Here is a 14793-nt window from a genome sequence, read left to right on the forward strand (position 1 = left end):
TCGTTCGACTTGCATGTGTTAAGCACGCCGCCAGCGTTCGTCCTGAGCCAGGATCAAACTCTCCATGATATGTGAAGAGCTATCTAGCTCTGTCTTACTTATTGTTTGTGTTACATTTGGTTGACGTTCTATAAAAATAGAATCTCGCACTGGCATTTCATATGTTTACATTGTTCAGTTTTCAAAGGTCATCATGTCGTCTTGCGACGACTTGTATATCTTATCAGGATTCATGCGGCTTGTCAAGCAGTTTTTTAAGTTTTTTGAACTTATTTGTCCACTCGACACACTACATTCAGGGCTTTTTGTTCGCCCTCACCTGACAGCTATTGAAGTATATCATTTGCTCCCTTCTCTGTCAAGCACTTTTTTTGAAGAACTTTTAAAACAGAAAAAGACAATAGCAAACACACTGACACACATAAAGGAATTAGCAAAATTACTATATTCATTCATTTGCACGTCCGCAATAGCTGGTTATTACATAGTACTACGGATTGGCGTCTCTGTCAAGCCATTTCTTTACACGCCCTATACTTCTCTTATATATATGTACAGTGGCATAAAAAAGGAAGGCCTCCAGGAGACCTTCCTTTTTAGAGCGTCTTATTGTTTGCCGAACAGATCGTCTTGCTGCTCTTCTGCTTCTGTATCTTCACCGTCAATGGTAATCGTATCGAGAGCCATTACTTTGTCGTCTTCTTCCAGCTTCTGGATTTTGACGCCAGATGTAATCTTGCCCTTCTTGATGCCAATACTTTCGACATCCGTACGAATCACGATGCCATTGCCTGTAATGAGCATCAATTCCTGATCATCGTGGACGACTTCTACCCCTACGACGTCACCGGTCTTCGGTGTAATCTTGAAGTTCTTTACGCCTTTACCGCCCCGCAGCTGAACCTTATAGGCTTCTACGTTATTGCGTTTGCCAAAGCCTTCTTCGCTGACTGTCAGGACCTGGCACCCTGGCGTGAGAATATCCGCACCGATGACCATATCACCGGCAGCCAGATCGATGCCGCGGACGCCGCGTGTATTGCGGCCCATAGGACGTACATCGGCTTCGTTAAAGCAGATGGCCATGCCCTGCTTAGTGGCCAAAATGATATTCTGGTCCCCTGTCGTCAGGCGCACCTTGGCCAGGTGGTCACCTTCTACGAGGGAAATGGCAATGAGGCCGTTACGGCGGACATTTTTAAATTCCTGCAATTCTGTCTTCTTCACGCGGCCCTGTTCCGTCGCCATGAAGAGGTTCATAGACGGATCTGCCTGATCGAGGTCGATGAGGGCATTGACCTTTTCCCCGCTTTCCAGGGGCAAGAGGTTAATCGCTGCCACGCCTTTCGAATTACGGCTGTTGGCTTCCGGAATTTCGTAGGCCTTCAGACGATAGACACGGCCCAGGTTGGTAAAGAAAAGGACCGTATTGAGGGACGATGTGTAGAGCAAGTGATTGACTACGTCTTCGTCCTTCGTGCCCATGCCTTTAATGCCCCGGCCGCCTTTGTTTTGCGTATGGTATACGTTGGCATTAATCCGCTTGATATACCCACGGCGGGTGAGTGTCAGTACCATGCGTTCGTCGGGAATCATGTCTTCTACAGCGAAGTCAGACGTATCCGCTACGATTTGCGTACGGCGCTTGTCGGCGAATTTTCTCTTGGCTTCGAGCAATTCCGTTTTTACGATTTCCATGATTTTATGCGTATCTGCCAGGACGTCGCGCAAATAAGCGATCCGTTCTTCCAGTTCCTTATATTCTGCTTCGATCTTTTCCCGTTCCAGGCCGGTCAGGCGGCGCAGACGCATGTCGAGGATGGCCACAGACTGCTTTTCACTGAGACCAAAGCGGCTCATGAGAGAATTCTTGGCAATTTCATCGGTCTGCGATTCACGGATCGTCCGGATGACTTCATCAATATGATCGAGGGCGATGAGCAGGCCTTCCAATATGTGGGCTCTGGCCAAGGCCTTATCCAGTTCGAATTTGCTGCGACGCGTAATGACATCCTGCTGATGGGCCAGATAATAGTGCAAAATCTGTTTCAGCGTCAGGACGCGGGGATGGCCGTCTACGAGGGCCAGCATGATGACGCCAAAGGTTTCCTGAAGCTGTGTATGCTTATAGAGCTTGTTCAGGACGATGTCCGGATTGGCATCGGCGCGCAGTTCGACGACAATGCGCATGCCCTTACGGTCTGATTCATCACGCAAGGCCGTAATGCCGTCGATTTCCTTATTGCGGGACAGGTCGGCAATCGTTTCAATGACCCGGGCTTTGTTGACCTGGTAAGGGATTTCCGTTACGACAATCCGGTGTTTGCCCTTGCTCATCGGTTCAATTTCTGCACAGGAACGCATCTTAATGCTGCCCCGGCCTGTCGAATAGGCTTTGAGGATACCGTCCCGGCCCATGATTTTGGCTCCTGTCGGGAAATCAGGCCCCTGGATCTTGGTCATCAACTCTTCCAGGCTGGCATCCGGATTATCGATGAGCAGTACACAGCCATCGATGACTTCCCCCAAATTATGGGGCGGAATATTGGTTGCCATACCTACGGCAATACCGGCCGAGCCATTGACCAGGAGGTTCGGGATCTTTGCCGGCAATACAGTCGGTTCCTGCAGGGAGCCGTCGTAGTTGGGCATGAAATCCACTGTATCTTTGTCGATATCTTCCAGCATTTCGCCGGTAATCTTGGCCATACGCACTTCTGTATAACGCATAGCAGCAGCCGAGTCGCCATCGACGGAACCAAAGTTGCCGTGGCCGTCTACGAGCGGATAGCGCGTAGAAAAGTCCTGGGCCAGACGGACTGTTGCATCGTATACAGAGCTGTCACCATGAGGATGGTATTTACCAAGTACTTCACCGACGATACGTGCTGATTTCTTGTACGGCTTGTTGGGCGTCATGCCCGCTTCGTGCATGGCGTACAAAATGCGGCGGTGTACGGGCTTTAAGCCGTCGCGCACATCCGGTAAGGCGCGGGTAATGATAACGCTCATCGCATAGTCGATGTACGATGTCTGCATTTCATCTTCCAGGCATACCGGTAAAATCTTATCAACCTGTTGTTCGTCCACAATGTCACCTCATAAAAAAAATAAAACCAACGTCCCTGTCTGTCTATCTCACAGATCACGAGCGCATTATCTATATTATAGCAAATTTTTGTCCCTTTTGATAGGTTTTTGTCGTCTTAAGGCAAACAGAGCCCTTGCAGGGCCGTTTAGGGCGAAAAGAAAAGAGGAGGCAGTATCTGGTCTGCCCCCTCCGGCTATCGTTCTGCCGTGCTTATTTCTTATTGCTGTATCTCCAGATTTTCATTTCTTCCGCTTTTTTGATCAGTTCATCGCGGAAATCCGGATGGGCAATGCTGATCAGTGCTTCTGCCCGTTCCCAGGTCGATTTGCCCATGAGGTTGACCATACCGTATTCCGTGGCGATCCAGCAGGTCTGGGAACGCGGATCCGTGACGGTCGTGCCTTGTGCCAGTGTCGGGCAGATATTGGACGTCGTCACGCCGCTCTTTTTATCCGTATGGGTCGAGTGCATGGCAATGATCCCTTTGCCGCCGCGGGAACGATAGGCCCCGTCCGTGAAGTCCAGCTGGCCGCCGGTACCACTGATTTGGTGCGGGCCCTTCGATTCTGCCGATACCTGGCCGAAGAGATCGACTTCGATACAGCTGTTAATCGAAATGAAATTGTCCATCTGACCGATGACGGCCGGATCGTTGACGTAATCAATAGGAAAAGCCGCCAGGCTGGGGTTATCATCAATCCAGTCGTACAGTTTCTGTGAGCCCAGGGCAAAGGAGTATACACCTTTATTGCGGTTCAGCCGTTTGGCCTTATTGGTCAGGCGGCCTTCTTTATACATGAGATAGAAGGCGTCGACGAGCATTTCCGTATGGAAACCCAGATCCTTCAGATCCGATTTGGCAATCATGGCGCCTACACTGTTCGGCAGGCCGCCGATTCCCAGTTGCAGTGTAGCTCCGTCCGGAATGGCTTCGACAATCGGTTTGGCGATCATGGCGTCAATTTCGTCACCGGCCACAAAGGGAATCGTCGGAATGGCAATCCCCGGTGCTTCTACGATGGCATCGACGTCCGAAATGTGGATAGCTTCGCCCAAGCCGCCGAGACAGCGGGGCATATTGGGATTGACTTCTACAATGACTTTTTTGGCCTTTTGTACCATTGCTTCCGTAGCAGCGGCGCAGAGGCCGAAGTTGAAATAGCCGTGTCCATCCATAGAAGCGACAGTAATCATGGCTACATCCACGTCGAGCAGGTCGCGGTAGATAGAGGGCTGATTACGGAAGCACATAGGGCTGAAATTCATAGCACCTTGTGCACAGGCCTTGCGGTCATAGCCGCTCATGTGCCAGTTCGATACGGTAAAGGTATCACGCATAGGATCACACTCTACGACCTTACGCGGGAAAAGAGACATGGTTTCCCGTACTTTAATATCCTTTAATTCCTCTTTCCGGGCTGCCAAAGCTGCATCTAACAGCACGGGCTGCGAAGTGGTCATGCCATATTCAACCCAATCTCCGTCTTTTACTAGTTTTACCGCTTCTTCTGGCGTCGTCAGTTTTTGCTGATACATTTCTGTCCATTCAGACACATCGTTCACCATACCTTTCTATCGTTTTACTACATGTGTTCTGTTTTTCACAGATTATACCTATAGTATACGTTGTTCAAACGTTTTACGCAAGGTTCTGAATGTAAAGAAAGAATGTGTTTCATGCTTTTTCTGCAAGAAAAATCAGATCAGCAGGTTTTCCTTTTTGGCTTTAAATGTCAGCTCTTCCCGGAATTTAGGATGGGCAATGCGGATCAGTTCCTTCGCCCGCTGGGACACGGTCTTGCCGCGCAGTTTGGCTACGCCGTATTCCGTTACGATGTAGTCGACATCGTTCTTGCTCGTCGTAACGATAGCGCCCGGTGCCAAGGTCGGCACGATTTTGCTGATCGTATCATTCTTGGCCGTCGACGGGAAAGCAATGAAGCTCTTGCCGCCTTTAGAGGAAATGGCGCCGCGTACATAATCTGCCTGGCCGCCCGTACCGGAAATATGACGGGTTCCGGCCGATTCCGAGCAGACCTGGCCAAAGAAATCGACTTCGATGGCGGCGTTAACGGAAATGAAGTTGGGATGCTGGGCGATGATGGCCGGGTCGTTGACGTAGTTGACGGGCAGCATGAGGAACATCGGGTTGTCATCGATGAAATCATAGATCCGCTGGGAGCCGAAGGTCAGGGTCGCTACGGTTTTGCCCCGGTGGAGGGGTTTTTGCATATTCGTCACGGCGCCACACTCGATAAGCTCTACCATGCTGTCCGTAAAGAGCTCCGTGTGGATGCCTAAATCGCGTTTATCTTTGAGGGCCAGGCCTACCGCTTCCGGCACGGCGCCAATCCCCAGCTGCAAGGTCGCACCATTAGGTACTTCTTCAGCAATATAACCGCCAATGGTCTGGCTGATCGTGTCGATTTTGGCAGGCGGCATGATGGGCAGGGGGTGGGACGTTTCACACAGGGCATCGACCTGGGAAATATGAATCTGCGGGACCGTGACGACACGCGGCGCCTGATCGTTGACTTCCAAATAAATATGTTTTGCTTTCCGTATCATGGCTTCACTGCACGAGCCGTCCAGGCAGGTGCTGAAATAGCCGTGCTTGTCCATGGGCGACACTTGGGCAAAAAAGGCGTCTATTTCGATGTACCGTTCAAAAAGGCCCGGTGCATCCCGGTAATAGCAGGGCATGATATCGCAGCGGCCTTCGCTAACGGCTTTACGCAGGCCGCCACCGGAAAACCAGCTGACCGGCGTGAGCTGCGGGAAGGCTTCCGGCGCCAGCGTGCCCAAAGGGGTAATATCCAAGAGGGAATGGTAGACCAAATCCTTCACTTCGCCGGCTGCGGCCCGTTTCCCCAATGCGTCTGCCAGCACCGTTGGGATGGCGCCGGAAATGTCCGAGCTGCAGGACCAGCCTGATTCGATAGAGGCAGCGATCTGTTCGGCTGTCTTTGTTTTGTCCGCATACATTTGTTTAAGGTCCATGGAAAAAACTCCTTTCTTTGCGTCTGCATACTATACATATCCCTGTAATCACACAAAGAATTCCCGTCACACACGAGGTGCGGCGGGAATCCATAGGAGGGATTTATTCTTCCTTACCTGCCTGAGCAGCGGCAATGATTTCGTCCATTGTCTTCTTTGGTACTTCTTCGTAGTTAAAGAAGCTCATATTGAACGTTCCTTTGCCCTGGGTCATAGAGCGCAGCACCGTCACATATCCGTTCATTTCCGACAAGGGAACCTGCGCTTTGACAACGATCAGGTTCTTATGGCTCGGATGGTGTTCCATACCGAGGATACGGCCGCGACGGCCACTGAAATCGCCCATGACATCGCCCATGTATTCTTCCGGTACGATGACATCGACGTTATATACCGGTTCGAGGATAGCCGGTTTTGCTTCCGGTACGCCTTTCTTCAAGGCCAATGCCGCAGCTACTTTAAAGGCCATTTCCGACGAATCTACCGGGTGATACGAGCCGTCTTCCAGCGTCACTTTCACACGGATCATGGGGTAGCCGGCAATGAGGCCTTTTTCCAGCGTTTCCTTTACGCCCTTTTCGACGGCCGGAATGTACTGACGCGGTACGGCACCGCCAAAAATGGCATCGACAAATTCAAAATCTTCACCGGTTGTAAGCGGTTCAATTTTCAGTTTGACGTGACCGTACTGCCCGTGGCCGCCACTTTGTTTTTTATGCTTGCCTTCCACTTCCGTAACGCCGTTGATGGTTTCACGATACGGGATGTATACCGGTTCGAGTACGCCTTTGACGCCGTATTTGCGTTCCATCTTATTCATGATGTGGTCGAGATGGACGTCACCCATGCAGCGTACGAGGAGCTGCTTGCCTTCGGCATTCTTTTCGACCTGGCACGTCGGATCTTCTTCGCTGATACGCAGAAGCGCCGTCATGAGCTTGTCGTCTTCGCCTTTCTTTTCCGGTACCATCGCTACTGTGTGGAGCGGATTCGGGAAGCGGATAGGATCGTATTCAACAGGGAATTCCGGCGTACCGAAGGTATCGCCTGTCTTAGCGTGAGCCAGTTTCGGAATGACGATGATATCACCGGCAATGGCTTCTTTGATAGGAATCTGTTCTTTGCCGACGAGGGTAAAGAATTTGCCCATTTTTTCATCGGCATCCTGGGTTACGTTGTAGAGCTTGTCCCCTTCTTTGAGTTCGCCCGAGAAGATGCGGACGTAGCTCAGCTTGCCGGCAAAGGGATCGATGAGTGTCTTGAAGACAAAGCCTGTAAAGGGCTTATTCGGATATACCATGACCGGGTCGCCTGTTTTCTTATCGGTGCCCATCATGACTTTTTGCGATGCATCCGGCATGTAGCGGATGAGACGGCCCAGGAGTTCTGTCGTGCCGATATGGTTGGTCGCACTGCCGCACATAACCGGGCACACGCGGCCTGTGAGCATACCCTGGCGCAGGCCCTGACGCAGTTCTTCCAAGGTCAGTTCATCGCCGTTTAAGTATTTTTCCAGCAGTTCGTCGTCCCCTTCGGCGGCAGCTTCCATGCACATTTCCCGGACTTCCCGTGCCTTCGGTACGTATTCTGTCGGTACTTTGATTTCATTGACTTTGCCATCGCTCCATTCCCAGGCGATCATCTTGCACACGTCGATGATGCCGCGGAAGTCTTTGCCTTCGCCAATAGGAATCTGCAAGGGCATGATCGATTTGCCGAAAACGGCACGCATTTTTTCCAGGCAGCCAAAGAAGTCTGCATTTTCCGTATCCATCTTATTGATATAAATCATCCGCGGCAGCTGCAATTCTACGCCGTATTCCCAGGCCCGTTCCGTGTCCATTTCTACGCCTGCATCGGCCGATACGACCATGAGGATGCCGTCAGCAGCCCGCAGGGCAGCCCGTACTTCACCACAAAATTCACCATACCCCGGTGTATCGAGGAAATTCAGCTTATAGCCCTGCCATTCGCACGGCGCAATGCCCAGCTGGATGGTGACATTCCGTTTGATTTCTTCCGGCTCAAAATCCATGATATGTTTATTATCCTTACCTGTACCTACAGCCGGGACAGCACCGCAGGCCAGAAGCAGAGATTCAACAACGGCCGTCTTACCGGCTCCATCATGAGAAAGTACAGCTACGTTCCGTATCATATCACTAGCATATTCTTTCATAATATAAATCGCCTCCTAAAAATCACGTTATTAATATGTATTCGTGCTAAAGAGGCGATTTCCTTTTTTATTTATGATTTTTTTCTAACCTGTTTATGCCTTTTTTTAAAAAACGCTGTGTTATTCCTGCAACGCTGCCAAGGCTAAGGCGGCCATCATTTCAGTGCCCACAGGCAGGCACGCTTCATCTACAGCAAAATGCGCGTTGTGAAGGGGCCAAACGGGCTTGCCCGGTGCCGTCGCCCCCAGCCAGATGAAGGCGCCGGGATAGGCCTTGAGGTAGCCCGAGAAGTCTTCGGCTGTCATAGCCGGTTCATTGACAGCAGCCAGGGCGCCGGCACCAAAGCGGTCAGTCACGACGCGGCGGACGAGATCCGCCTGGTCGGGCTGGTTGAAGACGGCGCCGTAGCCCCGTTCGTACTGGAGCTCGCTCTGCGTTCCATACATGACATCAAGGCCTTGCAGGAGGCCTTCTAATTTCGTTTCCATGAGATCCTGGGCTTCTGCGTGATACGTACGGCACGTGCCTTCGAGCGTAACTTCATCAGCGACGATATTATAGCGGCTGCCGCCGGCGATGCGGCCAAAGGTCAGTACGGCCGGATAGAGCGGGTTAATCTGGCGGCTGACGAGGGTCTGCGCCGCCATGATGAACTGGCCGGCAGCGACGATGGCATCGACACCGCGGTGGGGCATAGCCGCATGGCTGGACTGACCGTGCAAGGTGACCGTTACGTGATCCGAAGCGGCCATGACGGGCCCATTGAGAACGCCTACCTGACCCACTGGCAGGGTAGGCCAGACGTGCAGGCCATAGACGGCCTTGACGCCTTCTAAGATGCCCGAAGCGACAATTGCCCGGGCCCCGCCGTGCGGTGATTTTTCTTCTGCCGGCTGGCCGATAAAGATAACCGTACCTGACAATTCCTGCCGTAAGGACGCCAGGACCCTTGCCGCGCCGAGAAGAATGGCCATATGGCCGTCGTGGCCGCAGGCATGCATGATCCCGGGGCGCTCAGAAGCAAAGGGAAGGTCTGTGGCTTCCGTAATCTGCAGGGCATCCATATCCGCCCGCAAAGCGACAGTTGGGCCGGCGCCCTGCGCACCGTGTAAGATGCCAATAACCGAGGGAATACCGCCAACCCCTTCGTGTACTTCCAGGCCGAGAGAACGGAATTCCGCGGCGATGACCCGGGCGGTTCCCTGTTCCTCGTATGATAATTCAGGCTGTCTGTGAAAGGTTCTGCGCAGCTCACAAATATGCGGTGTATATTGTTCAACCAGTGTTTTCAATCTATCTTCTGCGGCCATGGCCTGGTTCCCCCTTTTATTTTGTTTCCTATATCATTATAATATTAGTAAAGCCGCCTTGCGACTGTCTTGAGGCCCCCGGCCTGTACGGCAGGGCTTCAATTGACTAATTATACCATAAGGAGGAATATAAATGAAAGCATTTGACAGAGAAAACAGTGTTTGGTCCCGTTTTTCTGAAGAAGAACGGTTAGAAATGGAAGCATACAGCAAAAAATACCGCCATTTTCTGGATACAGCCCGGACGGAACGGCTGGCCGCTGCAGAAATCATCAGCCAGGCAGAAGCCCAGGGCTTCCGGCCCCTGGAAAGCTATACGGGCCTCAAAGCCGGCGATAAGGTATATTGGAATCAAAAGGGCAAATCGGTCATTCTCGCCGTCATCGGTACGGATCCTATCGAAACAGGCATGAAGATCGTCGGCTCCCACATCGATTGCCCGCGCCTGGACGTAAAAGCGATGCCCGTCGTCGAAAAGGATGGCATCGTCTACTTAAAAACGCATTATTACGGCGGTCTCCTGAAATACCAGTGGGTCTGCCTGCCCCTGAGCCTCATCGGCGTCGTCTACACGGCTGACGGCCGGCGCGTAGACATTTCCATTGGCGAAGACGCAGACGATCCGGTTCTCTTCATCAACGACCTCCTGCCGCATTTGGGCCGCAAGCAGGCCGAAAAGAAGCTGAGCGAAGCCATTGAAGGGGAAATGCTCATGCCCTTAGTCGGCACGAACAGTGAAGAAGAAAAAACGAAACCGGCAATCCTGCAGCTTTTGAAAGAAAAATATAACATTGAAGAAGAAGACTTTGCCAGTGCCGAACTGGAAATTATTCCTGCCGTTAAGAGCCGCGACGTCGGCCTCGATCGTTCTATGATTATGAGCCACGGTCATGATGATCGCGTTTGCTCATATGGTAACCTGGCTGCCATCTTGACGGCCAAACCAGGCGTCAAGACGCAAATGGCCCTCTTTGCCGATAAGGAAGAAATCGGCTCCGTCGGCAATACAGGCGTCAATTCGTCGTACTTCCTCGATTTCACGGCTGAACTCCTGGCACTCCAAGGCCACACAGAAGAAATCTGGCTGCGCCGGGCCCTGCGCCATAGTGAAGTCCTTTCGGCTGACGTGTGCGCGGCCTATGATCCCGTCTTTGCTGATGCCTACGAAGAAAACAATGCCGCCAAACTAGGCTACGGCATTTGCCTGTGCAAATATACAGGTGCCCGCGGCAAATCGGGCAGCAACGATGCAAACGCTGAATTTTTATCCAAAGTACGGCAAATCTTCAACACTGCCAATGTGCCCTGGCAGACAGGCGAGCTCGGCAAAGTCGATCAGGGCGGTGGCGGTACGATCGCCTATATCATGGCCGACTGGGGCTGTGACGTCGTCGACTGCGGCGTCGCCATGCACAGCATGCACGCACCGCTGGAAATCGTCGCCAAGGCCGATGCCTATAGCGGCTACCTGGCTTATAAAGCATTTTTTGAAAGTGTATAATACTCGTTACGCTTTCAGCAAGGCTCCTGTCGCCGCAGCGTGGCAGGAGTTTTTGTCTGCCCGGCCCTAGTGCGGGCACTTGCCAATACTATACCAGGCATATATACTTTATGATAGAATTGTTGTTTCTATTTTGTCTGTCAAAAGAAAGGATATCTCATGATTTACGAAAACGAAATCAGACCGCGTGTCCTCATCCCTAAGGTTAGTCCTGCGGGCGCGGAAACAGACATTGGTCATGCTTCCTTCCCGGAGCCTTTCCACATCGGGCTCCAGTACAGCTCGCCGGCCCGGGGCCACTGGACCATTGCCCATTCCCCCATGCTCATTCCGGAGTGCCACGAAATCTACGTGTGCTATGCCTGCTGCCTCCACGGCGTCGTCCTTTCAGCGGACGAAGTGCCTGACGGCGCCGGACGCTTCTCCATGGTGACCCTGACGAACGAAAACATTCTCAAGGGGAACCTGGAAGAAATGATGATCGACGGTATTAGCGACATCATCGACCACCTGCCTGAACGGCCACGCTGCGTCGAAGGCTTTACGAGCTGCATGCAGCATTTCCTGCACATCGACCTGAAGCTGGTTTACGGGACGCTGCGCAAAAAATACCCGGATATCGATTTTATCGACGGCTATATGATCCCGACGCTGCAGCACCGCTTTTCGCCAGACGTCTTGGGACGGCGGCAGCTGACGCGGGCTATACAAAAACAGCCCCGGAAAAAGGCTGTCAATTTCGTCGTCAATTATTTCCCTGTCGACCCGGAATGCGAGCTCGTCACGATGCTGCAGGCTGGAGGCTACACGATTCACGACTTTGCCGCCTGCCCGACGTACGACGAGTACAAAGCCATGGGTGAATCAATCGCCAACATTTATTTTCATGAAAATGCCCGGCCGGCCGCTCTTGATATGGAAAAGCGGCTGGAGCAAACGCCCTTATATATCCCTTACGCCTTTTGCTACGACGAAATCCGTGCCCACCTGCAAGAAGCGGCAGACTGCTTACAGCTGTCCATGCCTGACACGGACGCCTATGAAGCGCGCTGCGAAGCGGCCCTGGAACGGCTGCACGACGAAGTCGGTAACACGCACATGTCCATCGACTACACGGCAACACCGCGGCCCTTGAATCTGGCACGGCTGCTTCTTACGCACGGCTTCAACGTCTACGCCGTCTATTTGGATACGGTTCTTGCCGACGATAAGGACGATTTCTATTTTCTCCAAGAGCACTATCCGGAGTTGCAGCTGCGCTCGACGATGCACTTCAAACGCAGCCTCCTGCCGCGGGACGACACGCGCCGCTACGGCAAGGTCCTGGCCATTGGCCAGATGGCTGCGTACTTTACGGATTCTAACTATTTCGTCAATATCGTAGAAAACAGCGGCCTTTACGGCTACACCGGTCTCTTGAAACTCATCAGCCTGACCTCAGAAGCCTTTAAAGAAGAAAAGGATATGCGCCGCATCGTCCAAATTAAAGCTTGGGGGTGTCACGGTTGAAACAAGCACAACAGGTTCTCTCGACATATGCCGTCGATGTTTTCGGCATCGCCTCAGCGCTCTATGAGCTGGGCGGTTTGATCATTATGCACGATGCATCGGGCTGCAATTCTACATATAATACACACGATGAACCGCGCTGGTATGATTTGCCGGCTATGGTCTATATTTCCGGCCTCAACGAAGCCGATACGATTTACGGCAACGACCAGCGCCTCATCGATAATATTGCCGAAGTCGTCGACGCCGGTAAGCCGACGTTCATCGCCATTGGCGGCAGTCCCATGCCTAATGCCATCGGCACGGACTATAAGGCTATCGCCCAAATGGCATCGCGCCGTACAGGCATTCCTGCCTTCGGCTTCCGCACAGACGGCATCCACAGCTATCTCCCCGGCGCGGGCGCAGCCTTTTTGACGTACGCCAAAGAATTCCTTCAGGCACCGCAAAAGAAACCGCAACAGCCGGCCCGGCGGGTTAATCTCCTGGGGCTGACGCCCCTTGATTTTTCCGTCGTCGGCAACGCTACGACCTTAAAAAACCTGATTACGGAAAACGGCTTCATCCTGCAGAGCTCCTGGGCTATGGGCGAATCGCCGGAAGGCCTGGCCCAGGCCGCTAATGCAGACGTGAACGCCGTCGTCTCCGCTACGGGTTTTTACCTGGCCCAATATATGCAGGAAGCCTACGGCATTCCCTATGTCTGCGGCTTGCCCATGGGCAAAAAGGGCACAGCCGGCTGGCTCCAGGCCCTGCGTGACGGCGACACGTCGTATCTGACAGGCCTTACAGGCAAAGAAAAGCCTGCGCGCCTCAACCGGGCCCTGACCAAACTGGACGCCTGGAAGGTAGAACAGGTCTACGACGACACGCCGTGCGACGTGCTCCTCATTAACGGGGAGCCCTTACAGCTCCTGTCTATGCGCCAGTTCCTGGCTGACGAATACGGGCTTCACGACGTGCGCCTCCTGTGCCCCTTAGCCGACGCACCGGAGCCATTAACTACGCAAATAGAAACGGCCTGCTCAGAAGAGGCCATTCGCCGCGAATGCCGCAAAGCACGCCGCATCATTGCCGACCCCATTTATGCCCGGCTCCTGCCTGGCGAAGAAAAGAAATTCCTTTCCTTCCCGCACGAAGCCTATTCGGGCCGTCATTACCGGGACGACCTGCCCCTCTTCGTCGGCCCTGACGCGCGGAAATGGCTGGACGAAAAAGGATTTTAAGGAGGATACTATGAGAAAAATTGCAATATATGGCAAAGGCGGGATTGGCAAATCGACGACCTCGGCCAATATTTCCGCAGCCCTGGCCCTAATGGGCAAAAAAGTGATCCAGATCGGCTGCGACCCTAAGGCCGACTCCACCCTCAACCTGCTGCACGGTGAACCGGTCATGCCGGTCATGGACTATTACCGCGAATTCGATGACGAACCGGATTTCGAACACGTCGGCCGCGAAGGCTTCGGCGGTGTCTTCTGCATCGAAACAGGCGGGCCTACACCGGGCCTTGGCTGTGCCGGCCGCGGCATTATCGCCACCTTCGACCTCCTGGAAGATCTGGAGGTCTTCGACCGCATCAACCCGGACGTCGTCATTTACGACGTCTTAGGCGACGTCGTCTGCGGCGGCTTTGCGGCGCCTATCCGGGAAGGCTACGCCAATGAAGTCTTCATCGTCACGTCCGGCGAAAAGATGTCCCTCTACGCAGCCAACAACATCAGCCGGGCTGTAGAAAATTTCCAGGACCGGGGCTACGCCCAGGTCAAGGGGCTCATCCTCAACCGCCGCAACATTGAAGACGAACGGGAAAAGGTAGATGAGTTTGCTGCTAAACGCGGTCTCCCTGTCATTGCTGATATTCCCCGCAGCAAGGAAATTCAGCGCTGTGAAGAACTGGGCATGACCGTCGTCGAAGATAATCCCGACGCACCGCTCAGCCGGATCTATATCCAGCTGGCCAAGGATTTGCTAAAAGAAGAAGGCTAAATATAAAAAATCGCCCAGGCTGCGTTGAACCGCTCCCCGTCAAGTAGACAGAGCAAAAAATAAAACATGTACTTATTACTGCCACCGATATCCGGTGGCAGTTTTTATGCTGCCACGTAATAGTTATTGTGCTTTTCCATCGGGGTTACTACACCCAGTTTTCTCTGTAAACGCTTAGTATTGTAATAGCCAATGTAATCTTCAATCATTGCA

10 protein-coding genes and 1 rRNA gene are annotated in these 14793 nt (G+C 52.7%); 4 read left to right on the forward strand and 7 right to left on the reverse strand.

Going from position 1 to position 14793, the window contains the following annotated elements; translation table 11 throughout:
- The 6 genes from H8J70_RS11535 to H8J70_RS11560 all read right to left on the reverse strand — a co-directional run.
- Positions 1 to 69, reverse strand: a 16S ribosomal RNA gene (locus H8J70_RS11535); the annotation flags it as partial.
- A 537-nt stretch (positions 70 to 606) separates the two neighbouring features.
- The gene (gyrA, locus tag H8J70_RS11540; protein ID WP_186504443.1) at positions 607 to 3090 is read right to left on the reverse strand and encodes a DNA gyrase subunit A; all 2484 of its coding nucleotides are present in this window, start codon (positions 3088 to 3090) and stop codon (positions 607 to 609) included.
- A gap of 211 nt (positions 3091 to 3301) precedes the next feature.
- Positions 3302 to 4645: an acetyl-CoA hydrolase/transferase family protein gene (locus tag H8J70_RS11545; RefSeq protein WP_343068714.1), complete on the reverse strand. Its 1344-nt coding sequence runs from the start codon at positions 4643 to 4645 to the stop codon at positions 3302 to 3304.
- A gap of 144 nt (positions 4646 to 4789) precedes the next feature.
- On the reverse strand, positions 4790 to 6091 hold the full coding sequence (locus H8J70_RS11550) for an acetyl-CoA hydrolase/transferase family protein (protein ID WP_186504445.1): 1302 nt from the start codon (positions 6089 to 6091) through the stop codon (positions 4790 to 4792).
- Positions 6092 to 6194: 103 nt separating this feature from the next.
- Positions 6195 to 8270, reverse strand: coding sequence for an elongation factor G (gene fusA / locus H8J70_RS11555; protein WP_186504446.1), 2076 nt, complete (start codon positions 8268 to 8270; stop codon positions 6195 to 6197).
- Between the two features lie 120 nt (positions 8271 to 8390).
- The gene (locus tag H8J70_RS11560) at positions 8391 to 9581 is read right to left on the reverse strand and encodes a M20 metallopeptidase family protein (protein ID WP_186504447.1); all 1191 of its coding nucleotides are present in this window, start codon (positions 9579 to 9581) and stop codon (positions 8391 to 8393) included.
- A gap of 133 nt (positions 9582 to 9714) precedes the next feature.
- Between H8J70_RS11560 and H8J70_RS11565 the strand changes: the two genes are divergently transcribed.
- The 4 genes from H8J70_RS11565 to H8J70_RS11580 all read left to right on the forward strand — a co-directional run bounded on the left by H8J70_RS11565 (position 9715) and on the right by H8J70_RS11580 (position 14580).
- On the forward strand, positions 9715 to 11082 hold the full coding sequence (locus H8J70_RS11565) for an aminopeptidase (protein WP_186504448.1): 1368 nt from the start codon (positions 9715 to 9717) through the stop codon (positions 11080 to 11082).
- Between the two features lie 159 nt (positions 11083 to 11241).
- On the forward strand, positions 11242 to 12591 hold the full coding sequence (locus H8J70_RS11570; RefSeq protein ID WP_186504449.1) for a hypothetical protein: 1350 nt from the start codon (positions 11242 to 11244) through the stop codon (positions 12589 to 12591).
- Complete coding sequence (locus tag H8J70_RS11575; protein WP_186504450.1) at positions 12588 to 13817, forward strand: nitrogenase component 1; 1230 nt, start codon at positions 12588 to 12590, stop codon at positions 13815 to 13817. The genes H8J70_RS11570 and H8J70_RS11575 overlap by 4 nt, the downstream gene beginning before the upstream one ends.
- Positions 13818 to 13827: 10 nt before the next feature.
- On the forward strand, positions 13828 to 14580 hold the full coding sequence (locus tag H8J70_RS11580) for a nucleotide-binding protein (protein ID WP_186504451.1): 753 nt from the start codon (positions 13828 to 13830) through the stop codon (positions 14578 to 14580).
- 104 nt (positions 14581 to 14684) lie between these two features.
- Here the strand turns inward: H8J70_RS11580 and H8J70_RS12915 are convergent, their stop codons facing one another.
- Entirely contained in the window at positions 14685 to 14789 is a 105-nt protein-coding gene (locus H8J70_RS12915) for an IS3 family transposase (RefSeq protein ID WP_425489114.1), read from the reverse strand.
- Positions 14790 to 14793: the final 4 nt, after the last annotated feature.

The organism is Megasphaera hominis, assembly GCF_014269395.1.
GTDB lineage: Bacteria > Bacillota > Negativicutes > Veillonellales > Megasphaeraceae > Megasphaera > Megasphaera hominis.

What these genes read in the sequence shown, in the direction of transcription:
- H8J70_RS11550 (WP_186504445.1), bottom strand. Translation starts at nt 6,091, where the DNA reads ATGGACCTTAAACAAATGTATGCGGACAAAACAAAGACAGCCGAACAG.
- fusA (WP_186504446.1), bottom strand. Translation starts at nt 8,270, where the DNA reads ATGAAAGAATATGCTAGTGATATGATACGGAACGTAGCTGTACTTTCT.
- H8J70_RS11560 (WP_186504447.1), bottom strand. Translation starts at nt 9,581, where the DNA reads ATGGCCGCAGAAGATAGATTGAAAACACTGGTTGAACAATATACACCG.
- H8J70_RS11565 (WP_186504448.1), top strand. Translation starts at nt 9,715, where the DNA reads ATGAAAGCATTTGACAGAGAAAACAGTGTTTGGTCCCGTTTTTCTGAA.
- H8J70_RS11570 (WP_186504449.1), top strand. Translation starts at nt 11,242, where the DNA reads ATGATTTACGAAAACGAAATCAGACCGCGTGTCCTCATCCCTAAGGTT.
- H8J70_RS11580 (WP_186504451.1), top strand. Translation starts at nt 13,828, where the DNA reads ATGAGAAAAATTGCAATATATGGCAAAGGCGGGATTGGCAAATCGACG.
- H8J70_RS12915 (WP_425489114.1), bottom strand. Translation starts at nt 14,789, where the DNA reads ATGATTGAAGATTACATTGGCTATTACAATACTAAGCGTTTACAGAGA.